At 64.0% G+C, this 22,117-nt stretch carries 16 protein-coding genes and 1 pseudogene; 6 read left to right on the forward strand and 11 right to left on the reverse strand.

What is annotated here, in order from left to right; translation table 11 throughout:
• Positions 1 to 1,130: 1,130 nt before the first annotated feature.
• The 7 genes from AB0M27_RS39715 to AB0M27_RS39745 all read right to left on the reverse strand — a co-directional run bounded on the left by AB0M27_RS39715 (position 1,131) and on the right by AB0M27_RS39745 (position 6,438).
• Positions 1,131 to 2,513 carry a tyrosine-type recombinase/integrase gene (locus AB0M27_RS39715; protein ID WP_365729679.1) on the reverse strand — a complete coding sequence of 461 codons (1,383 nt, stop codon included), beginning with the start codon at positions 2,511 to 2,513 and terminating at the stop codon, positions 1,131 to 1,133.
• On the reverse strand, positions 2,510 to 2,725 hold the full coding sequence (locus AB0M27_RS39720; protein ID WP_365729682.1) for a helix-turn-helix domain-containing protein: 216 nt from the start codon (positions 2,723 to 2,725) through the stop codon (positions 2,510 to 2,512). The genes AB0M27_RS39715 and AB0M27_RS39720 overlap by 4 nt, the downstream gene beginning before the upstream one ends.
• A complete protein-coding gene (locus AB0M27_RS39725) occupies positions 2,715 to 4,082 on the reverse strand; it encodes a replication initiator (protein WP_365729684.1) in 1,368 nt (455 codons plus the stop codon). Before AB0M27_RS39725 ends, AB0M27_RS39720 begins: the two co-directional genes overlap by 11 nt.
• Positions 4,079 to 4,342 carry a hypothetical protein gene (locus tag AB0M27_RS39730; protein WP_365729685.1) on the reverse strand — a complete coding sequence of 88 codons (264 nt, stop codon included), beginning with the start codon at positions 4,340 to 4,342 and terminating at the stop codon, positions 4,079 to 4,081. Before AB0M27_RS39730 ends, AB0M27_RS39725 begins: the two co-directional genes overlap by 4 nt.
• A 223-nt stretch (positions 4,343 to 4,565) precedes the next feature.
• Positions 4,566 to 4,760, reverse strand: coding sequence for a hypothetical protein (locus tag AB0M27_RS39735; protein WP_365729687.1), 195 nt, complete (start codon positions 4,758 to 4,760; stop codon positions 4,566 to 4,568).
• Between the two features lie 14 nt (positions 4,761 to 4,774).
• The gene (locus tag AB0M27_RS39740) at positions 4,775 to 5,884 is read right to left on the reverse strand and encodes an FtsK/SpoIIIE domain-containing protein (protein ID WP_365729689.1); all 1,110 of its coding nucleotides are present in this window, start codon (positions 5,882 to 5,884) and stop codon (positions 4,775 to 4,777) included.
• A 209-nt stretch (positions 5,885 to 6,093) separates the two neighbouring features.
• Positions 6,094 to 6,438, reverse strand: coding sequence for a hypothetical protein (locus tag AB0M27_RS39745; RefSeq protein WP_145883706.1), 345 nt, complete (start codon positions 6,436 to 6,438; stop codon positions 6,094 to 6,096).
• Between the two features lie 204 nt (positions 6,439 to 6,642).
• Between AB0M27_RS39745 and AB0M27_RS39750 the strand changes: the two genes are divergently transcribed.
• Together AB0M27_RS39750 and AB0M27_RS39755 are read left to right on the forward strand one after the other, a co-directional pair.
• Complete coding sequence (locus tag AB0M27_RS39750) at positions 6,643 to 7,383, forward strand: GntR family transcriptional regulator (protein ID WP_365729691.1); 741 nt, start codon at positions 6,643 to 6,645, stop codon at positions 7,381 to 7,383.
• Positions 7,384 to 7,878: 495 nt separating this feature from the next.
• Positions 7,879 to 11,241 (forward strand): alpha/beta fold hydrolase, encoded by a 3,363-nt coding sequence (locus AB0M27_RS39755; protein WP_365729693.1) that lies wholly within the window; start codon positions 7,879 to 7,881, stop codon positions 11,239 to 11,241.
• 107 nt (positions 11,242 to 11,348) lie between these two features.
• Here the strand turns inward: AB0M27_RS39755 and AB0M27_RS39760 are convergent.
• Positions 11,349 to 11,855, reverse strand: a pseudogene (locus AB0M27_RS39760) (replication initiator); the annotation flags it as partial.
• Between the two features lie 332 nt (positions 11,856 to 12,187).
• Between AB0M27_RS39760 and AB0M27_RS39765 the strand changes: the two are divergent.
• The 4 genes from AB0M27_RS39765 to AB0M27_RS39780 all read left to right on the forward strand — a co-directional run bounded on the left by AB0M27_RS39765 (position 12,188) and on the right by AB0M27_RS39780 (position 15,221).
• Positions 12,188 to 12,787 carry a hypothetical protein gene (locus AB0M27_RS39765; RefSeq protein ID WP_365729695.1) on the forward strand — a complete coding sequence of 200 codons (600 nt, stop codon included), beginning with the start codon at positions 12,188 to 12,190 and terminating at the stop codon, positions 12,785 to 12,787.
• Entirely contained in the window at positions 12,780 to 13,892 is a 1,113-nt protein-coding gene (locus tag AB0M27_RS39770) for a DUF262 domain-containing protein (RefSeq protein ID WP_365729697.1), read from the forward strand. The genes AB0M27_RS39765 and AB0M27_RS39770 overlap by 8 nt, the downstream gene beginning before the upstream one ends.
• A gap of 285 nt (positions 13,893 to 14,177) precedes the next feature.
• Positions 14,178 to 14,717, forward strand: coding sequence for a GIY-YIG nuclease family protein (locus AB0M27_RS39775; protein WP_365729706.1), 540 nt, complete (start codon positions 14,178 to 14,180; stop codon positions 14,715 to 14,717).
• A gap of 12 nt (positions 14,718 to 14,729) precedes the next feature.
• Positions 14,730 to 15,221 carry an HNH endonuclease signature motif containing protein gene (locus tag AB0M27_RS39780; RefSeq protein WP_365729699.1) on the forward strand — a complete coding sequence of 164 codons (492 nt, stop codon included), beginning with the start codon at positions 14,730 to 14,732 and terminating at the stop codon, positions 15,219 to 15,221.
• Positions 15,222 to 15,394: 173 nt separating this feature from the next.
• Here AB0M27_RS39780 and AB0M27_RS39785 read toward each other — a convergent pair whose 3' ends face one another.
• Genes AB0M27_RS39785 through AB0M27_RS39795 form a run of 3 tightly spaced genes read right to left on the reverse strand, consistent with a single transcriptional unit; the run spans position 15,395 to position 21,488 of the window.
• Positions 15,395 to 18,538 (reverse strand): type I restriction endonuclease, encoded by a 3,144-nt coding sequence (locus tag AB0M27_RS39785; RefSeq protein ID WP_365729701.1) that lies wholly within the window; start codon positions 18,536 to 18,538, stop codon positions 15,395 to 15,397.
• Positions 18,538 to 19,746: a restriction endonuclease subunit S gene (locus AB0M27_RS39790; protein WP_365729703.1), complete on the reverse strand. Its 1,209-nt coding sequence runs from the start codon at positions 19,744 to 19,746 to the stop codon at positions 18,538 to 18,540. The genes AB0M27_RS39785 and AB0M27_RS39790 overlap by 1 nt, the downstream gene beginning before the upstream one ends.
• Positions 19,743 to 21,488, reverse strand: coding sequence for a class I SAM-dependent DNA methyltransferase (locus tag AB0M27_RS39795; RefSeq protein ID WP_365729704.1), 1,746 nt, complete (start codon positions 21,486 to 21,488; stop codon positions 19,743 to 19,745). Before AB0M27_RS39795 ends, AB0M27_RS39790 begins: the two co-directional genes overlap by 4 nt.
• Between the last annotated feature and the right edge of the window lie 629 nt (positions 21,489 to 22,117).

Here is a 22,117-nt window from a genome sequence, read left to right on the forward strand (position 1 = left end):
AGCGGGTACTTCCTCGGGGCAGGCATCGTCTGGGCTCCTCTCATGAGACCCATCTGACCTGCTGTCACCTTTCCCCGCATCTCGGGGGAACCTCACTTCACCGACGTTGGCGGAGGTTGTGGGTGCGTACGCGGACGCAGCGGCGTTCCTCGCCTTCTGCCTCGCAGCCTGCGGTACAGCAGCAAAGTACCGCAACCGCACTGACCAGTGTTGACCGTCGCCGCCCCTCACAATCCTCCCGACCTGCGCAGCAAACCTCAGCGGCCTTGCAGCCCGTAGTTCGCATCGAGGGGCGAACAGGTTGAGCGACGCTTGACTCGGTCCTTGAGACTCCGCCGAGCGCGTGATCAGGGTCACCGAGCCGTGTCACGAGCGTGCCAGATCGAGTGGGGAGCCGCGGGGAATCACGGAGACTCGCGGTAGCCGTAGACGAGATCAGCCCCCGACCAAACTTGCTGGTCAGGGGCTGATTCCCGTTACTGTGGCGGCGCCAGGATTCGAACCTGGGAAGGCTGAGCCGGCAGATTTACAGCCTCCTGGCCGGCCCACGCGAGAGCCGCAGCAAACCCGCTGCAACACGGGGCAGAGCCAGCCCCAAGTCCCTCACCCGGCGCCGGAGCTCCACGCGCGCGAACCGGCCAGCTATCCGGCAAGCGCCTGTCCCGCCGGGTGCGGCACCACAGGTGCTGCGCATCGAAGCACGGATCCCACACCACAGACGCCCGGTCCGGTCGCAGCTTCCGACACACCTCCGACACACTCCGGGTCGCAGATGCTCTCCGACACACTCCGCCGCAGGTCAGAGGGCTATGAGGGGCGATCTACGCATTCACTCCGGAGCCGTGTGCGCAGGTTCGAATCCTGCCGGGGGCACCCAACGTGAGGTGCCCAAAGACCCCGTCACCAGCGGAAACGCTGAGGCCGGGGTCTTCGCGTATGTGCAGGCAGATGCCGCCGGAAGCAGCCGTTTGCCACCGCTCACGTAATGACGACGTAATGATCTTGGCGGGCTTCGTAGCAGGTCAGAGCATGTTTCGCGAGGCGCTGTACGTGGCCGTGTGGACCACCTGTGGACAGGCCGAAGCCCCGGACCGAAGTCCGGGGCTCCCGTGGTCGATCGGATCTTCGTGTCAGTCGGCCGGGTCCTCCCCGAGCCCCTGCATGATCCGGTCGTTCATCTCCTGCTCCTGGCCGTCGATGCACTTGGCGTAGATCTTCAGCAGCACGTCGACGGAGTGCCCCGCCCGAGCGGCCACCTCCGGCGCCGGCACACCGGAGTTGAGCCACTGGGACACCCCCGCGTGCCGAAGGTCGTACGGCCGAGCAGCCATCACCGAGTCGACCTGATGCGGCAGGAGCGCCAGGGCTCGCGCCTGCTTCCACGCCCGGGAGTACGAGGACGCCGCGACGACGTTGCCCCGCTCACTGGCGAACAGCCGACCGTCCTCCGCCGTGCCGAACTCCTTGACGTGGTCCTGGAGCAGCCGCACGAGCGGCGGCGGAATGGGCACGGTGCGCACTTGCCCGGCCTCACGCTGTTTGAGCCCACGGCGGTCGTGCGCCTCGCCGGAGTCCGTCCACGCCTTTCCAGCCGTGGGCCGGGTCTCGGCCAGCTCGATGCGGCCCCATCCCTTCTCCGGAAGCGTGCAGTCGGCCAGGCGAAGGCCCAGTGCCTCAGCAGGCCTCATCGCGGCGTAGTACAGGCAGCCGAAGAACGCCTGCAGCCGTCGCCCGCTCGCGCGGTCGTATCCGCCCACGTAGGTGAGCGCGGTCAGCAGCTCCCGAGCCTGCCGAGGGTTGACCACCACCCGCCGGTCAACTTCCTGCACCGCCCGCTTGCCCCGCTTGCGGCGGACCCGGGACAGCGGGTTGGACGTCAGCGCCTCCAGCTCGACGGCGTACTCCAGGACGTTGAAGACCACCGCCCGGCGACGCCGGTAGGTCTGAGTGGCGGCCGGCTTGCCGTCGAGGCGCCGGGTCAGGGCGTCGACCAACTCCTGTGCCCGGCTGCCTTCCGACAGTTCGGCCACGGGCAAGGACGCCTTCGACAGCCAGGCCAGCGCCGCGGCGATCTCCTCGGGCCGGTCCCTCTCCCGCCGAGGCGGGGGCAGCAGATAGGACCGCAGCGCCCGCCGGAGTACATCCAGGGCAGGGCGGCCCCGCAGCGCCTTGACCGGAACCGGGAGGACCGTGGCCAGCGCGTCGGTCACGCTGTCGCGCTGCTTGGCCGACGCCTCCGGCCACCGGGCATCCAGGTACTTGAGGGCCAGCTCCAGGAAGCTCAGAGCGACCTTGCCGTCGCGCAGGGAGTCGGGCAGCCCCGTGACCGTGTCGAAGGCCTCTCCCCTGTCGGCGGCCCGCAGCAGCTTCGCGCGGAAGCGATCGGCCAGGGCCTTCGTCCTGTGCGACTCGTGGAAGGGATCTCCGCCCACCGACCACCGCACGAGGTAGGTCGGCTTCTTGGCGGAACGGTTGATGCTCAGCTTCCAGATGACGACCTTGTACGACTTCATCGCGATCCCCCGTCCACGTCTTCCGCTCGCTCCTCCACCCAGGCGTCGAGCACGTCACGGCGGACCCGGAGTTCGCCGTTCGGCAGCCGGATGCAGGCTGGGGCGAGGTGGAGTTCACGCCAGCGGTAGAAGGTGCGGCGGGAGACTCCGCCCAGCTCCTCCAGGACCTGCCGCACGGTGAGGAGTTCGACGGCACTGCGGTCACGCACCATGCGGACCACCGCCCTCCCTCACCGAGGCCGCGAGCAGCGCCGCTTCCGGGGAGTAGCCCCGCCCGGCGTAGCGCCACTGCCCGACCACGGCCACGGGGTGACCCGCCAGGCCGAGCGTGTCGCGCTGCTCCTCGGCGCGGTGGTCGGCACGGGCGCGGCGGAGTTCGCCCAGAGTGGTCGAGTACCGGCGGGACTTGGTCGAGAAGTGGCCGCCGTAGCCGAGCATGTGTGCCCACCGCCGCAGGCCGAGATCAGCAAATGCGGGCAGGCCGCCGAGCCACCAGCAGGTAGCGATCATGCGGAGCACGTGAGCCCGCACCGGCAGAAGGACCATCTCCCGTGCCGACCGAATGCGTCCGTCGACCGCGCCGGCCGACTCCGCACCCTTGGTCGCGTACTTGGCGATGTACCCGGCCACCGCCCCCGACGAGGGACGCTCCCCCATCTCGGAGGCGGCGACCGGACGCACGTCGACCTGAGTGCCGAAGCGCAGGTCGCGCGCTCCGACCACCGACGCACCCGGAGCCCGAAGGCGCACCCGTGCGACAGCGGCCGAAACAGCGTCGGCGAGCAGGTCGGTGGTTGCCCAGGAAGGCGGTAACGAGCCGGGCCCGTCCGGGCCGTCGAGCCGGACCACGGCATGGAAGTGCACCAGGCCGCGCCGCTGGTACTCGGCGACCTTCGCGTACGAGACCCTGACCACCTCGGCCAGCTCCTTACGGGGCAGTCCGGCCTGTCGAGCGATCTCCCGCCTGAGCTCAATCCCGAAGCGGTGCCACAGCAGGCCCGCGCACGACTGCCAGAGCACGGCCCCGGCGTAGTCGTAGCAGTGCGGGCATAGCGGTTCTCCAAGGCAGGCATCCTCAGAGGTATGCCGAGCGGTGCAGCCGAGTGGGGCCCCGTGCGGGCAGTGCTGCACGTCCCGCCGAGGGCGACACGGGCGCACGCGACCGGAGTGCTCCCGGCGAGTGTGGACCGGCCCGAAGCCGGGCGCGGTGAGAGTCGCGAACACCCGAGGGTGCCCGCTCACCGACGGCGGCACCTCCTTGCCGCCGACCAGGCCGGCGCGTACGAGCTGATAGGTGTCCGCCTGATAGAGCCGGGAGCAAGCCGGGCACACCGAGGAACGGCGGTTGCCGCACGCTGTCAGCAGCCGCATCCCGGTCGGCTCGGAGCCGCCGAGGGCAGCCAGGGCCTCTCCCGTGCCAGTGTCGACCAGGACGGCGGAGCCGACGAGGTGAATCGGATTGGTACAGCCGCCGAGGCGAATGACTGCGCGGCGCCAGGCGAAGAAGTCCGGCTGGGCGGCCCGCTCCAGGAGAGCGGCCACGTCCGGCGAGAGCGTGGGGGCGGTCATCGGCGGTCACCCCCCTGGGGACCGAAGGCGTGCCCCATGACGGAGGCGATGGCTTCCGTTCGAGTCTTGACGCTGAACCGGTACGTCGGGTCGGTCAGCCAGACCGCCGCGGCATGTCCGGGGCAGAGCCAGCGTTCCGTGCCGTCGAGGGCGACCAGGACGATCTGTTCTCGGCCCGCGCAGGTCGAGGGGTAGTCGGTGGAAGCCCGGAGGTCGCAGTCCGGAGGGTGGGATTTGCGCGGACGGTAGGCGGTGGACACAGTGTGAGTGCTCCTTTTACTGCTCATGTGGCGGATGGAGTGGGCTCCCGGCGGGGTCGGGTTTGGCGACTTCGCGCCCCGTTGGGAGCCCTTGAGACGTGCGTTCACTGCCGGTCCTCGGACGGGATGCCGACGACCGGGTACAGGCGGTTGACGTGGTCTGACACGACCGAGCACCTTTCGTTCGGACTGTTCTTGGGGGTCCGGGGGTTGGTGCGTGGGCTCAGAAGTGGATCTGGCCGAGCAAACCGTTCACTCCGGAGAGCAGGAACGAGACCAGCGGTGCGGCAAGGGTGTGGGAGAGCAGGAAGCCGAAGGCGCCGCAGAGCAGGGCGTCCAGCCAGCGCAGGTAGCGGATGTGCAGCAGGAACCAGATCGCGAGGCCGAGCAGCAGCACGGCCGAGGTGGTGACCAGCACTGTGACGCTCCTTGTCAGGCCGGGTCGGCGGGCAGTTCAGGCAGCGTGGGAGTCAGGTGAGCGTGGGCGGCGGCGATGTCTTCGGCGTCCGCCTCGGTGATCAGATGCGACCGACCGCGTTCCCAGCCGTCGCCGGACGCGAGGACGGCAGTGCCGGCCTTTTCGGGCGCGATGGCCTGTGCGGCTTTCAGGGCGTCCGGGTTGAGGTCGCCGAGGGTCATTTCCGCCGTACCGGGGTCGGCGACGCGATGACAGACCCGGCCGCCGAGCTGAGCGCGTAGGGCGGTGACACCGGGCCCCAGGTCGGATCCGACGCGCTGCCCAGCGACGACGAGGAACACCCCGAGCGCTGCTCCGAGTTGGGCGAGGCGGATCAGTGCGGTGCCGGCTGCCTGCGCTTCGTCCTTCTCGTGGCGTCCGGCGACGAGGAAGAGTTCGGCGATCTCGTCGACGATCACGACGACCGGTACCGGCCGTTCTTTCTCAGCGAGGCCCCAGATGTTGCGGACTCCGGCGGCGCGGCAGACCGTCATCCGGTCGAGGGTGAGATCCACCAGCGCGGCCAGCAGCCGTACCGCCTGCGCCCGGTCTGTCGCCAGGGCTGACAGGCGGGGGCCGTAGAGAGACAGCTCCATGCCGCCCTTGCAGTCGATGCCGACGAGGGCGACCGGCTGCGGTGCAAGACCGGCGACGAGGGCGTTGATCAGGGTCGACTTGCCGGAGCGCGTGGCCCCGACGATCAGCCAGTGCGGAACCCTGCGCAGGTCGATCACCCAGGACGAACCGGTCTCCAGAGTCCCGACGACCACTCGCAGCAGCCGTCCCGGTTGTCGCATGCTCGGTGCGCGGGGTGCGGCCAGCGGATCGGCGTACATGGCGGCGATGCGTACGACGCCGGGTCGTCGAGGGGTGACCCGGACCGCGTGCACTTGCCACCCCTCCGCCATGGCGGGGGCCGCCTTCACGAAGTCCGCCGGGAGTTGCCCGGGGAGCAGCCGGACCAAGAGGACGAAGCCAGCCCGCGTGGGCCGGATGAGTCCGTACCGAGGCACGCGCGGTTGGGGCGGCGGAGCGCCGTTACCGACGAGCCCGGACACGACGGTCAGCGCGGGACGACGACTCACAGCGAGCCGACAGCCGGCCATCAGCGCCCGCCAGGTACGAACGACACGGAAGGCAGTCGCCGGGTAGCCAAGTAACAGCCACCAGGCGGCCGGATACCTCCGGCGCAGAGCCGGGCTCGCGATCAGTAAGCCCGACACCACGACTGCGGTGGCTACGACGATCCGCCCCGGCCAGGTCGCCCCAGCGGACGGGTCGGGAGCCAGGACTATCACTGCCCGCCCCCCTTGGCGGCGGGCGCCGCGTGCAGGGGACGGATCTCGGCGGCGCGGTAGGCGATGCCATGCCGCCCCTCGTTTTCCCAGGGCACGGCGACCAGGTCCCGCACGGCCACCGGAGTGCCAATCTGCAGACCGGACGGCTCGCCGGGGACGCTCACGTTCACCACGTCCGCCGAGGTGCCCGCCATCAGGCAGAGGCCGACCTGGTACAGGGTCTTGCCGGTCTCGCGGTCCACGCGGACCTGCCCGGTCTCACGGTTGGCGACCCGTGGGGCCGGGGGCACGGCGCAGATGATCCCGGTGAACTTCGCGGTGTCGATCGGAAGTGTTGCCACTGACGTTGTCTCCTCATCCAAGGCACCCGCAGGCCGATCCTGCGGGTTGCTAGACCACCCGTAGTACGGGTGACCGGAGACCAGATTGGCGACCCGTAGTACGGGTTGTCAACCGGGTTGGGATAGGAGAAGCTGTCCACGTTCGTGGGCAGGGCGTTCACGACGAAGCGCAAACAGCAGAGGCCACGGCCACGGAGGGTGGGCATGCCGCCGAAGAACACGCAGCCGAAGTACCGGCAGATCGCCGACTACCTGCGCGAAGGCATCCTTGACGGCACCTTCCCCGCCGGCCGGCCGCTCCCCTCGGAAGAAGCACTGGCCAAGCAGTTCGGCGTGACCCGCCCCACAGTCCGTCAGGGACTCACCGAGCTAAGGGCGTCCGGTCTCGTAGAGGCGATCATGGGCCGCGGCACCTTCGCGCGCTCCCCGCACAACCGCCCCAGCCTCACGCGCCCCCGAGGCGTCCGCCGCACGGCAGACGACCAGTACGCCGAGGCCGACGGCATCCGTTGGGCAGACGCCGAAGAGCCCGCGGCCACTCGCACAGACGCCCCCCTCGCCCTCGCCGACCTGCTCCGCATCCCGCCAGGCGAGCCCCTGTTCACCTACGACGCCTTGCAGACCGCCGACCACGGCCGCCTCCGCCAACTCCACCGCACCTACGTGCCGTTCTCGGTACTCCTCGGCACCAAGTACGAGGATCAGCCCCCACCGCCGGCCCCCCAGCTCTACAACACCCTCGCCGAGCTGGGCCACGAACTCCACTTCACGGAGTACGTCCGCACCCGCATGCCCCTCCCCGACCAGGCCCAGGCCCTCCGCCTGGCCGAGGGTGTACCGCTGCTGCAGGTCATCCGGGTCACGCTGACAACCGACGACAAGCCGCTAGCTCTGGAGGAATTTCACCTTCCCGGGCACGACTTGGAGCTTGCGTTCCGGCTGTAGCGACTGAGCCCAGCACAGCCACGCGGTTCAGACCTTCTCTACTTCATCAAGGCGGCTCGCTCCGCTCACCGCGCGCGGCCCGGCCCCCGGCCGGGCCTGCGCTCCTGTCTTCGCCCCGCCCAGCCCGGCCGGCACCCGTGCCGCGCTCAAAGCATGCAGCCGTCTGATACCAGAGAAGGGGTACGTCGTGGCTGGGGCGGTCGACTCCACGGCTTTACGGAGCCACTTTGGCGCGAGCCTCGAAGATCATGGCCCCAACGTCGTGCTTTACCGGGCAGGTCCACAGACTGCCCGACGCGCCGGAAGCTTACGGGGCCATGATCACTCGCGCCAAAGCAGCACCACCCCAAAGCCGTTCCGCCGACCTGTCTGGCCATGCCCAGTCATGTATGCACGCCCGGCACTCCTGTGGTTCCGGATGTGTTGATCTCTTCAGATAGATAGAAGCCCCAACCTTCAGTACCGTATGGGTCTGACAAGTACGGAGGGGTACAGATGGCATCAGCTGGCGGAAAGCTTGGCGTTGTTTTTATCCACGGATTCCGTTCCGACCCATCCATGTGGGATTCATTCGTTGAACTAATCGATGGCGATACAGATCTGAATTTCACCCACTCGCTTCTATTTCGCTATGCCACAGCATTGAGGTCTTTTCATCCTCTCCGTCGAATTCCAACTTTCGAAAATATCGCAGACAGCCTTAAGGAGTTTCTGGACACGGAAGGTCAGAAATATCAAAACCTAATGCTAGTGTCCCACAGTCAGGGCGGCCTTGTTGTCCAACGATATCTCGCCCGTATGCTCAATGACGGGAGAGGCGGGGATCTTGCCCGCATCCGTCGTATCGTACTGTTCGCCTGCCCGAACAACGGCTCAGATATAGGGCTGTCCCTACGTCGGCGCTGGATGCCATTCAACCCTCAAGAACGACAGCTAAGACCTCTCGACGAGCAGGTCACTGAAGCACAGCGAATCGTAATCAATCGGGTCGTTAATGCCACCCAAACCACAAGTCACTCATGCAGAATTCCCATCCAAGTTTATGCGGGTGAGACTGACAACGTCGTCACCCCTGCATCAGCCCGCAGCATATTCCCTGACGCCACTGTTCTTCCAGGAGACCATTTCTCCATCGTCCGTCCGGACTCTCACCAACATCGTTCATTTACTGCACTCAAGCGTCAGCTAATGTTGGCAGAAAGTAACGCCCCGCCGGTTGAGACGATCGGAACTCTACGAGCAGAAACACTTGAAGTTCACGTTGCGGTATCGCCCGGCGAAGCCACCAAGACCGGTGTTGGACTAACACCCTATCTTGCCCGGGTTCATGACGAGGTCCTACGTGGGGCGCTTAAGTCAACTATTGCCGGCGGGCCGTCGATCCTCGTCATTCTCACAGGTGACTCTTCGACAGGGAAAACGCGTGCGCTTTACGAGGCACTCCGCGACTTGGCCCCTGACCGTCCACTTCTGCGCCCAACGGCATCCGATGACCTCCTTGAGTTGATTGAAAGTCGTCGTCTCGTATCCGGTAGTGTGCTGTGGCTCAATGAAGCACAACGATTCCTTTATGGCTCGTCAGGGGAGCGGGTCGCCGTAGAGTTGAAATCGACGCTTGAGCGCCAAAGTGGTGTGATAGCAGTTGGTACATTGTGGACCGAGCCATACTGGAATGAACTGACGGCGCTCGGAACTCCAGAGGACCCTTACGGAAAAGCGAGGGCGCTGCTTACGCATCCAGGCCTGACTGTGCGCATTCCAGTGTCGGCCGAGCTTACGGAAGAGGATCGCAACCGCTGGAAGGATCTCGCCCGAAAGTACGGCGATAATCGACTTAGCCAAGCACTGGACGCAGGCGCTAACGATGGGCATGTAATTCAGCATCTGAGTGGAGGACCGGAACTGCTTCGCGCCTACATCGAAGGGCCAGGGGTTCACTTCACTCATATCGAGCACGCGGTTATTACAGCTGCACTTGACGCGCGTCGGCTTGGCCATCGAACGCCCATCGCAGCAGATCTGTTGTCGGTAACAGCTGATGGTGCCCTAGACCCCCGTCGTCGCAGTGCAGATCCGGGCTGGGCCGGGGAGACGCTTCGGTCTCTTTCCACGGGGGTTAGATCTGACGGCACACGCACTGATATCCGAAACACACTCGCTCCTCTAGCAGCGTACCGGACTCGCTCTGGAGCGCCGGCGAGTTATGAACCCGCCGACTACCTGGACCAACACACTCGCTCTCAACGAGCCGATCAGCTTGGAATCCCGTCACTCTGGGAGGCGCTGAAGGTCCATACTCATGGCCCAGACGACCTTGAGCGACTAGCCGATTCCGCCTGGAAAAGAGGTTTATATAAAGATTCGTTCCGGCTTTCTCGGAAAGCCATCCTTGCCGGACATCCAAGCGCGGCAGGAGATCTTGTGCGACGCCTTACCCGCACACTCGATCCGGAGTATCGCGGTTTGGAATGGGTTGCCAATAATGCAACACTTACTGATCCCGGCGTCGTCGCACGGCTACTTTCTCATTTTCGCAGTTCAGGTGCTCGTAGAGCGCTGGCTACTCTGCTTGGGCGAGACCCGGCGGCTCATGTCAACTTGGAGGACCCTTTTGCGGTTTCGCAGCTTATAAATTCCCTGATAAAGAGCGGCGCGCATAATGCCGCCTTTCGGCTTGCCGCTCGTAAGCCAGCAGAGTACGTGACGGCCAGTGATCCGCGCGCTGCAGCTCAACTGTTCAGTTCGCTACGGAAAATAGATGAAGATCAAGCCTCGGTGGTCTTGGATCAGATAACAACGGTCAGTGCTACTGACGCTGGCGCCATCGCATTCCGCATAGGGCAACTTCAATCCGGCGGAGCGACTCAGGCGATTGCCAAGCTGCTAGATTTGAATCCAGCATCCAGAGTAGGGTTGCGAAATCCAGGTGCTCTAGCACAACTCATCAACGCTCTAAGGAAGAGCGGATCATTTGATGAAATCTCCGCTCTGTTGGCTCGCGATCCCGTCACAAAGGTAAATCTCGAAGACGACCGAGGTCTGATTCAATTGCTGAGGCAGCTGCGACAAACAAGCGGTGCTGAAGGTATGGTTGCCGACCTTGCACTGCGTTGGGCCGATCATGCGGACTTGAGAAGTCCGCAGATCGTTGCTCAGATTCTGAAAGAGTCCCGCAGCGTGGGTGCGCATCAAGCTGTGACAGCCCTCCTAGCGCGTAATCCCGCCGCTCACGTAAAGGTCAACAGTGCCTTCGCGGTAGCCGGACTGCTCACCGAGTTGTGGGAACTGGGTGATCACGAGGCCGTTGACGTCTTGGGGAATCGACTTGTCTGCGACATGTCCTCTCGGGAACCAAAAACGATTGCGTCAATTCTTAGGGTTCTTCACCCTGCCAGAGCAGAGCGGGCGATCGCCGCGCTTCTTGCACGCAACCCGGAAAGCCAGGCAAGGCTCGATAATCCGGGAGACGTCGCACAATTGATCAAGCAGTTCAGAGCAGTGTCGGCGGAGCGGTCAATTGCTGGGCTTCTTGCGCGCCACCCGGAAAGCGAAGCAAGGCTCGATAATCCAGGAGACGTCGCACAATTGATCAGGCAATTGAGAGCGCTGCCAGCGGAGCAAACGATCGCCGCGCTTCTTGCAAGGAAGCCGGAAAAGCATGCGTCCGTAACCAACGCCCGCGCTGTTAGGAGGCTACTTAAGCAACTTCGGCAAGTCGGCACAGCCCAAGCCACAGAAACCTTGACACGCCGTGCGATGGACGCTGGCGTTGACTTGCCTGAGCGCTACAAGGCGTACGGGCGGGAGGTTAACGGCCTCGCAGCCGACCCATGGGCTTGGGACCAGATTTTCGGCTAACGGTCACCCCCGGCCCTGGTCAAGAAGCCAACGCGTCGGACACTGAGTCCGGAGGCACAGACGACTGCGAAGGGGAGCTCACGGCAGAGGAAGAAGGGGCGAACTTCAAGGATCTCCATGACAAGGCAGGGCGCGACCCCGGCCGCCGTGAGCAAGGTGGCCGTCCCGTGGCGAGCGTCGTGCAGCCGGATGACGCGGAGGCCGGCGGACTGGGCGACGCGGTGAAGGAGCGGTACAGGTTGCGCGGCTCGACGGGGCGGCCGGCGCGGGTTGCGAAGACGTAGTCCGACTCCTGCCACCTCTCCCTCGCCTTGGCGCGAGCGTCGGCCTGCCGTAGGCGGCGCCAACGTGGAGGCGCAGTGCAGAGGGCGGGCAACGGCACCGCCCGGCGATGGCGGCTCTGGCGGGTCGCCGCCGCTGGGGCCGTCGATGCGGATCACGGCGTGGAAGTGGACGGCCCCGCGCTTCTGGTACTCGGCGACCTTGGCGAAGGACACGCGCGCGTGCTTGCGGAAGCGCTGCTGGGACAGGCCGGCGCGCTTGGCGCCCTCTCGGCGCAGGTAGGTGGGAGTGCGCCGCCAGAGCGGACCGGCGTGGGCGTTCCAGAGCACGGCGGCTTCCTAGCCGTAGGTGATCCGGGGCGAGCGGGGGAGCCGAGCACCGCCGCTGAGCCCGCAGGCCGCCGCGAACCGGACGTCACACAAGGTTCCTTGACTTCAGCAGTACAGCGGAGAGGCCTCCACCTGCTGAGTGGCCGGCGACGGGGAACAACCCGAACCGATCAGGCCTGCGGGATGACGAAACGCGCTAGGATCGCCGCACGATTTCCCGGGAGATCGCGCGATGACCGTGCACGAGGTAGTGGTTCCAGAATTACTTTCAATCGGGCGCGGTGTAACGGTTGCAGCACGCACTTGCTCAGCTCGACGCTCGCTGAGGGGACACGATGGACGATGTTTCAGGGCTGCCCGAATTCTGGAAGGAGTTCATATCTCTGGGACAGGAAGTTGATTATTTTGTGACCGCCCGACTGTTCGACGGAACACCCGCGGTGTGGCCTCAAGAAATCAACTACATCAAATGGCGGCATCTGGTTGCAACCGAGCTGGGCGTGGATCCGATGGCTGTCCAACTGGTCGGAAGCGCTCGTTTGGGTTACTCCATGAACCCGGAGAAGAACTTCAGAAAATTCCATGGAGGTTCGGACTTGGACATCGCGGTGATCTCACCAGAGCTGTTCGACAAGGCATGGGGCGAGCTCCGAGAGATAATCGAGGACGAGCTCTTCTCCCAGAAGAAGAACTACCTGCGCAAGCTGGTTTTCGAGGAATGCATCGCCCTCGACATCGTGCTGCCGAAGCTGTCGTTCGGCGAGCAGTGGTCACGGTCCAGAGACCTCTTCGTCCAGGATCTCGGTAGCGCTTTCAGGAACTGCGAGATCAATTACCGCCTGTACCGCAACCATAGGTCACTTAGAAGCTATCAGGTGAAAAGTGTGAACATCGCGCGCGATCGCGCGATTGAGGAGGGCGTGGACCATGGCTGATCACGGACTCAAGTTCGAGATCGAGTCGAAAACGGTGGCGGAGTTCCGGTCGCTGGACAAGTCCGGCGAGCTGATCCTCCAGCCTGAGTACCAGCGCAAGGCCGTGTGGCCCGAGCGCGCCAAGGTGTCCTTGATGGAGACCATCCTCCTTGGGTATCCGATCCCGGAGATTTACCTCTCGTATGAGACATCGCCGGATGGGGAGCAGATCGCCTCCGTTGTCGACGGCCAACAGCGCCTCACCTCCTTGCTTGATTTTCTGAAAAACAAGTTTCCGCTTGACGGCCTGGAGGACGAGACGCTAAGCAAGAAGTTCGAGGGGAAATTCTTCAAGGAGCTGCCCGACGACGTACGTAAAGAGTTCTTCCAGTACCGTTTCCCGATTCGACGCCTCTCCAACCTTGCCGACGAGTTTGTGCGGGCGGTTTTCGCTCGCGTCAACAGGGTTAACATGGTATTGACGGAACAAGAGCTCCGAAACGCTTTGCTCCCTGGCCCGTTCAACGACTTCCTCAAAGACTGCGCAGCTCATCAGATCAGCACAGTATCCGGCGTCTTCAGTGGTGAACGACGTAAACGAGGCGGCGATCTTGAGTTCTATGCCGAGGTCTTCGGCACCTGCATCTTCGGGCTGTCTAATAAAAAGACCGAACTCAACGAACGCTATGACAAGATTTCCGCAGATTTCGAGGAATATCAGGACCGTTCGGTGGAGTTTCTCGGACTGCTGACACTCCTCAGTGAAACCATAAAGTGGGTGGGCCGAACCAGGTGGTCGAACATTGTCGATATGTTCACGCTGCTACATGCCTCCTGGGGGCTGCGCGAGGAACTTGGAAACGCCACCCCGAACCAGAAAACGCAGATTCGGGAACTTCTAGATCTGTTCCAGCGTGCGGTCTCGGCTAGGAAGCGCAATGGCGAGAACGGTGAAGCTGTCGACCTCTTGGCATCTCTTGCAGATATGGTCGAGATGACGGCCGATGAAGTCGAGGGGATCATCGAAGAGTACATGTCGGGAATCCGGAACTCGTCCGACCTGGGCTCGCGCCGAGTTCGCTCTCAACAGCTGACGTTGGTTCTTGCGAAGAAGTTGAAGAGCTGACCGGGTTGTGGCTGTGGGCATCCACCACGGCCGCACCACAAGCGCACCAGATCCAGCGGGGAACAGTGGGAAATTACGGTGAAGGCAGCCGAACGCCGCAGGGCTGTGTCCAGCTGTCTGCCCAGGTCAGCGCCCAAACCGTCCGCAAATGATCGCAGCTTCCCAAACTGAGTGTCTCCTGTTGTCTGTGCCGGGTGGCCCGCATGCCGCGGACAGTCGTCTCGTGTCGTTGTCGCCAAGTAGCCTGCGTCCAATGGACTTTCTAACCTTGGAGGTTCCGTGGACGTGACTGCCCTCACCAGTCCTGCACAGCTGTGGTCGGCGCGAGAGGTCTTGGAACGGCAATGCCCTGTACCAGCAGCGGCCGGAGTCTACGGGTGGCACTTCAAGGAGGCACCCCACCCCGACTTGACCCCCGGACGACTGCTTTACGTCGGCATAGCTCCGCGCCACATGTCCAACCGGACCAGCACGCAGAACCTGAGGAAGCGCGTCCGGTACCACTACCGGGGCAACGCGGCTGGATCGACTCTGCGGCTCACCCTTGGCTGCCTGCTCGGGCTTGAGCTACGCCGCGTAGGTAGCGGGAACCGCCTGACGTTCGGCAAGAGCGGGGAAGCCGACCTCAACCATTGGATGGCCGGTCACGCGCAAGTGTGCTGGCTGGAACACGACGAACCGTGGACGTTGGAGTCGGAACTCATCGCTCAGCATGACCTTCCCCTAAACCTCGACCAGAACCGCCACAATGGCTTTCACGACCGCCTCAAAGAACTGCGCGCCACCGCTCGGCAGCGGGCGAGAGCCTTGCCCATCAGCGCGTAGGAGGAAGCACAGGTGAGCAACGCAGACCTGCCCTCTCGTCGGCGCAGCGAAGCCAAACGCGCCCAGGACCGGCGTCGCCGTGAGCGCATGCGGAGCAATGGGAGCGTCGAACGCTACACAGCGGTAGAGATCGGTGAACGGGACGGCTGGATCTGTGGCCTGTGCCGAGATCCAGTGGACCAGGCCTATCGGCATCCAGACCCTCGGTCACCGAGCATCGACCACGTCCGCACTATCGCGGCCGGCGGCGCTGACACGCGCGACAACGTGCGCCTCACCCATTGGGGCTGCAACCATGAGCGCAACGCCAGCGCCCCGCTGCGGACTGTCGAGGAAGCCGAAGCGCAGCGCGCTGTTCTCCTCCGGATACCCGCGCTCCAGGCCTACGCAGAAAGCCTCAGGGCCGAGGACATGGTCCGCCGCTCTCGGGCTTACCAGGCACCTGAGAGGTATCGCGCCAAGTTGGCGCGTCGGGTGGAACGCTACGAACGCGAAGGACGCTGACAGCACACGCCTCTACGAAGAACGCGCGTGCCACAGCCGTGCCAGATGTGGGGGTCAGGCACGGTCAACCAGGGGGGCTGATGGGCGCACTCATGCCCGCTGGCTCGGCCAGCAAAGCCGCAGGTCACCCGCCCTACGGCCCAACCTCTCTCCTAAAGCGGGTATCGCAGGATCTAAGAATCCAACTGCTGATCGATCGCTGCTTCGTAGAAGGCATCCGCGAGGGAGACGATAATCGAGCTGATAGCCGGCCCGTCGGTGAAGAAGTAGTCAGCCATCGTGTTGTAGGCGTCCTGGTTGTCTGCTACCGCTTCCGTAACGGCTGCTTGGAAGTCTGGTGACTCCAGGAACTGCTTCTTGGAGTTGACCTTGGTCTGGTTAATCAGGTTCGGGTCTGCGAGCAACCTCTGGACGAGGCCCTGCACGAACTCCCTGACCTGGTATTCGGCGAACGATTCGGCACCGAAGAGGTCGTTCATCTTGTCTATGACGACCTGGAGCGCGACGTACTTCGGATCCTTCTTCATTCCCGTTCCGGCTGCGCTAATGCCCTTTAGCTGCCCGTCGCCCACGAGCGAGATGTCGACCGGGATTGCCTTGTTGTGCTTGACCCCGACCAGCACCACGTCGGAAAGGTCCACGTCGGCCGCCCAGGCGGACTCGGCGATGACCTTCTCCAGCAGGCGCAGGAAGATCGAGAGCATCTCCATGTAGGGGTCGCCGTAGTCGACGATCTGGGACATGAAGTCATAAAGACGTACGTAAGTGGAGACATCCTTGCGGAACAGGTCGAGCTCCTGGAGCGTGACCTTGTCCTCCTCCTCGATCGCCCGCGCGTAGCGCCGCCGGAAACCGTGCTGCGCCGGGCTAATCGCCGCCGAGAGCGCGTTGTTGCCCTTCCGGGTCACCCATAGCTCGGCAACCTTGCGAACGTCGTCCTCGGTGTAGATTCCGGCCTGCGCAAGCTTGTTAGCCAGGTGGACGACGACGTACGGATCGGTCTCGGTCTCCAAGGTCGCGTTCTTGAAGTACGGCTCGAAGGCTGCCTTGATGTCCTCGGGCTTGTTGGCGAAGTCGATGACGAACGTCTTGCGCTTCTGCTCCCCACCAGCGGTGCGATGGGTGCGGTTGAGCCGCGAGAGCGTCTGCACTGCAGTGACCCCTGACAGCTTCTTGTCTATGTACATCGCAGAGAGTAAGGGCTGGTCGAAGCCGGTCTGGAACTTGTTGGCGACCAGCATGATCTTGTACGTCTCGCCCTTGAATGCGGCTGCCAGATCAGCCCCGGCGCCGGGGTTCATGTTGGCCTCGGTGAACTCGTCATCCTTCGACGGCTGCGGGCCCCAATCGCTGTGCCAGGTCTCATCCTCGGCCATCGTCACCCCGGCGGAGAAGGCGACCAGGGTACGGTAGTTGTACGAGGCGTCCTCGGTGCGGCGCCTGGCGATGTAGGCGTCGATGGCCAGCTTGTACTTCACCGCGGACCTACGCGAGTCGGTCACCACCATCGCCTTCGCCTTGCCTTCGAGGAGGTAGGCGACGTTGGCGTGGAAGTGCTCGACGATGATCTGCACCTTCTGGCTGATGTTCGTTGGGTGGAGCTGCACCCAACGCATCAGACCTTTGCGGGCGGCGGCCTCCTCGACCTCTCCCCCGTTGCCGCTCTCGGCCCTGCCAGCGATCTTCAATGCGGTGTCGTAGGACTGGTAGCCCTTGAGAACGTCGAGGATGTAGCCCTCCTCGATCGCCTGCTTCATCGAGTACAGGTGGAACTCGCGCGGCTTCCCGTCGGCACCCTTGCGGCCGAACAATTCGAGGGTCTTGTTCTTCGGCGTCGCGGTGAAGGCGAAGTAGGAGATGTTCTCCGACTCGGCCCGCTCGGTCATCTCCGAGGCCAGCACCGACTCCACATCGACCTCGCCGCCCTCCTCGATCTCCTTGACCTCCTCGGCCGTCAGTACCTGCTTCAGCTTCGAGGAGATCTGACCCGACTGGGAGGAGTGCGCCTCATCGGCGATGACGGCGAACCGCTTGCCCTTGAGGCCAGCGTCGGTCCGGATCTCGTCCAACGCATGCGGGAAAGTCTGCACCGTTACCGCGATGATCAGCTCGCCGTTCTTCAACGCTTGCGCCAGCAGACCCGACTTCGATTTCGCGCCGGCCTTGCGGACGTCCTCGGGGCTGATAGTCGCGACGATCTTGCCGGTGCCGTCGATCTGCCGGATCGCATCGTGCAGCTGGGAATCGAGCACAGCGCGGTCCACGACCACGATGACCGAGTCGAAGACCTTCCGATCATCGACGTGCAGCCGCGCCAGCCGGTGGGCCGTCCAGGCGATGGTGTTCGTCTTCCCCGACCCGGCCGAGTGCTCAATGAGGTACCGCTGCCCGACACCCTCCTCTTTCACCGCGTCGACGATGCTCGTGACGGCCTCCCATTGGTGAAACCGCGGGAAGAGCATGCTCGTACGCCGCACCGACGTGCCCGTGGTGACGTCCCACTCCTCCTTGGTCTGCACGATCATGAGCCGCCCGATAATGTTCAGCCAGGCGTGTCTCTCCCAGACGCGTTCCCACAGGTACGCCGTCGACGACCGTCCGTCCACGCCAGGCGAGTTGCCGGCACCGCTGTCGAAGCCGATGTTGAACGGCAGGAAGTGGGTCTTCTCCCCCTCCAGCCTGGTGGTCATCGCCGCGAGGTCGTTCGAGACCGCGAAGTGGACCAGAGCGCGGTGTCCGAAGGACAGCAGCGGCTCGGGCCGCCCATTAGTCAGTGGGTTGCGGTCCTGCTTGTACTGGTTGATCGCCTCATCCAGCGACTGGGTGAAGTCGGTCTTCAACTCCACCGTGGCCACCGGAAGGCCGTTGATGAAGAACACCAGATCGAGGATGCGCTGGTCAGCGGTCGAGAAGTGCACCTGCCGCACCACCCTTACCCGCATCGCCTCGTAGTGCGCCGTGGTGGTCGCGTTGAGTGAGGTCTCGGGGCGGAACTGCGCCATCTTCAACCGGCCGCCACCGATGTACTGCACCCCGTTGCGCAGGATGTTCAGCGTGCCCCCGCCATGCTCCAGCGGCCTGTCCAGCGCCGCGGTCAGCACGTCGAGGAACTTCGCCTGCGAGCCCGCCGCCTTCAATGCCTTCTCGTACGCCGGCTTCTGTGTCTCCTGCAGCCACGCGTACAGGTCATTCGGGAACAGCGCCCGCTCCCTGTCGTACTCCCCGCCGTCACGGTCGTTCTCCGAGTACAGCCAACCGTGAGCCTCAAGGTACTTACAGATCTCCGTCTCGAAGACCACCTCGTTGTGATCGGCCATCACGCCCCCTCGCGTACGTCAATCTGCCCCGTCACCACCGCCGTGATCAACGCCGACCGCCGCTCCTTGGAGAGCTCGATGAAGCGCTCGGTCTGCTCGATGAGCGTGTCGATCTTTGCGGTCTGCTCATCGAGGGATGCAGCGATGTTTCGCTGTTCGTTGATGGGCGCGACTGGCACACGAAGTCCCCTGATGTCATCGAGCCCCAGCTGCATCTTCGCCCCGCCTGCAGCACCCTCCTTGAGCTGATCTTGGCCCGTGGTGGTCAGCATGAACCACCCAATGAACCTGGAATCCACGTGCTCTGACTCCAAACGGCAGAGAGCCACGTGCTGGCTAACGTACGCGCCGACCCAGTCGCCCCCAACCACGGCGACCGATCCCAAGTAGGCGGTGATGGAGAAGAGCAGATCTCCTGCCTCCAGCATCGTTCGCGAGCCCTCAGTCACATTCGCTGGCAGGTCGACGAACTGGACGTCACCTCGAAGGTCGAGGCTGGCTCGCGGCAAGTTCCCGATGCGGACGAAACGCTCGCCCGCATCCGCGTAGTAATCGGCCCACCCGCGGGAGCCACTCGTTAGGAATCTGAGATATCGGCGCAATTGCACGCAAGACTCACCAAGCACCGAAAAGGTCACATCGATGATGGCTTGGCGTCGCTCGCGGAGCATCTCGATCAACCGCTGCTGCTCCTCGATGAGCGTGTCGATGCGGGCCGTCTCGCGGTCGAGGTAGTGGGCGATGGCTCGCTGTTCGTCGGCCGGGGGCAATACAAGAGGAATGCGGGCGAAGGTGCTCCAGTTACGGAAGTCAACGCTGCGTTCGCGGACGTTCGGCGCCTGGGTGGCGAGGAACCCGGAGGTACCAAGGTGGCGTAGCAGGCGGGCAAGGTAAGCGGGATCGTCGCCCACCACAGGTTCGCAGACGTGGTAGACGGGTGAACCGTTGCCATGGCTGTCCGAGACGCCGACGGCGCCAGCAAAACCGTCGAGGGCGTGGAAGACCAGGTCGCCGGGGCGGATCTCCTGATAACCGTTCTCGCTATCAGAAAAGGTGTAGCCGTCCTCTCGGCGGTTCGAACGCAGAGTGACTGTGCCATCCCGATAGGCGGTGATAACACCGAGCCCCGACCGAGCAGGTCGGTCCAGCAGGCGCAGCACTCGCCGCACCGTTGTCTCACGCCAGTCGGGCGGCGGGGTGGTGATCACTGCTCCACCTCGCGGAGGAGATCAAGGATCTTGGCAACCTGCTTCTCCAGGTCGGCGTCGATCTCGGCGAGCGGGCGGGGCGGTACGTACTTGTAGAAGTGGCGGGTGAAGGGGATCTCGTAGCCGGTCTTGGTTTTGGACCAGTCGATCCAGGCGTCAGGAACGTGCGGCTTCACCTCCGTGTCGAAGTACGTCTGGATGACCTCGCGTTTTCCTGTCGCACCGGCGGTTGAGCCACCGTAGGTGAAGGGCACATTTTCGGTGTCACGCTTTTTCGAGTCGGGCTTCGGGTCGCCCTTGCGGTCGACGACAGGGTTTCCGTCCTCATCAAGCAGGGGACGCTCGACGGTGATGGTCCAGTAGCCGAACTCGTCGTTGCGCAGCACCTTGGAGTGGTCGGGGTCGGCGTCCTCGAAGTCGGCGTACAGCCGCACGACCTCGGCGCGGTCATCGTCGCTGATCTCGCGTCCCTTGGCCCCGAGGTTCTTGCGCATCTTGGTCCAGAACGACGTGCCGTCGATGAGCTGGACCTTGCCCTGACGGTCTGGGTGCTTGGTGTTGTCTAGGATCCAGATGTAGGTGGCGATACCGGTGTTGAAGAACATGTTGGTCGGCAGCGCGACGATCGCCTCGACCAGGTCGTTCTCCAGCAGCCACCTGCGAATGTTGGAGGGGCCGGATTCGGCAGCGCCGTTGAAGAGCGGCGAGCCGTTCATGATGATGCCGACGCGGCCACCACCGTCCTCGGGGGCACGCATCTTGTGGGCCAAGTGGAGCAGGAAGAGCATTTGGCCGTCCGAGGTCGCGGGGAGCCCCGGCGCGAATCGGCCGTACGGGCCGGCGGAGTCACGCTCCGCCTTGACTGCCTTGGCGTACTGCTTCCAGTCCACCCCATAGGGCGGGTTAGACATGCAAAAGTCGAACTGGCGGCCCTTGAAGGCGTCGTCAGTGAGCGTGTTACCAAAGGCGATGTTGGTCGCGTAGTGCCCCTTTGCGAGCAGGTCGGACTTGCAGATGGCGTACGACTGCGGGTTGTACTCCTGGCCGTACAGGCTGAGCTTCGCCTCGGGCTTCTGGGCGAGCAGGTGCTCCTCTGCCAGGGAGAGCATGCCGCCTGTGCCGGCGGTGGGGTCGTACAGCGTCCGGACGATGCTGCCCCCGGAGGGGGCGACGTCCTTCTCAACGAAGAGCAGGTCAACCAGCAGCCGGATCGCGTCGCGCGGCGTGTAGTGGTCTCCGGAGGTCTCGTTCGCGGCCTCGTTGAACTTGCGGATGATGTACTCGAACGCATCCCCCATGTCGGCGTTGGACACCACTTTGGGATGCAGGTCGACGGCGCCGAAGGACTTGACGATCTCGCGCAGCAGTCCAGCCTTCTCCAGGGCCAGGATCTCCTTCTTGAAGTCAAAATACTCGAACACGTCCACATCGGCCGAAAACCGGTCAATGTAGTCGGCGAGGTTGTCCACCAGCCCATCCGCATCGGCCAGCAGGTTCGCGAATTCGTAGTTGGAGGTGTTGTAGAACGTCCGCCCCGTGGCCTTCTTGACCTCGACCTTGAGCCGGTTCGGGTTCTCGTACCTCGCAGCCAGCTCTCGTACCACCGCACGGTCCGGCTCAAGTACGCAATCGAGCCGTCTCAGGATCGTGAACGGGAGAATCACAGTCCCGTACTGGTTGGGGCGGTAGGGCCCCCGAAGCTGGTCAGCGATCGACCAGATGAAGCTACCGAGCGTACTCACAAGGTTCCTCACGAGAATCGTCTAGCAGTGACGATCACTTTGCCAAAGGGAGCAGCCAGCATCCCATGGTTCAGCTATGAGGTCCCTCGACGTGCTCATGCCGATCGCCCCGGGTGCTTGCATCCGGGGGTGCACCCCCGGCGCCGCGGACTCTATGACAGTCCCCCAGGCTGCGCGGAGTCGTACCCCGACACCCGGATGACCTACCCGGCCGTTCTGGACTTTCCGAACGACGGCGGTGCGCAACCCCCTGAGTACGTCTGTGTCGTAGCCAACGCCGGTGCCTGAAGCCCAGGCCCGAGCAGGACCGCAATCAACCACTGCTGTACGGCAGCGGAGTACAGCAACCACCATGACCGCAGCCAACCGGCAAAGGCCGCCCAAGGCCACACGGCCAGCGCTCTCGACAGCAATGGCCGTCCGGCCGATAGTTCGAGACGAAGAGTTCGTGCCATGGACGTGCCAGATCGTGCGGGGAACCACGGCGAGCACCGGGAGATCGATCGGCCCGCCTACCAGGAGTCGGCCCCCTTCCCCGGGTTCCGCAGTTAATCGGGGTTCTGGGCTTTGGATGAGGTCGAACTTGCTGGTCAGCGGTGTGGCAGTTGGTGGGAATCGAAGCTCGTCCT

Origin of the sequence: Streptomyces sp. NPDC052107, from assembly GCF_040680215.1 — a bacterium.
Taxonomy (GTDB): domain Bacteria; phylum Actinomycetota; class Actinomycetes; order Streptomycetales; family Streptomycetaceae; genus Streptomyces.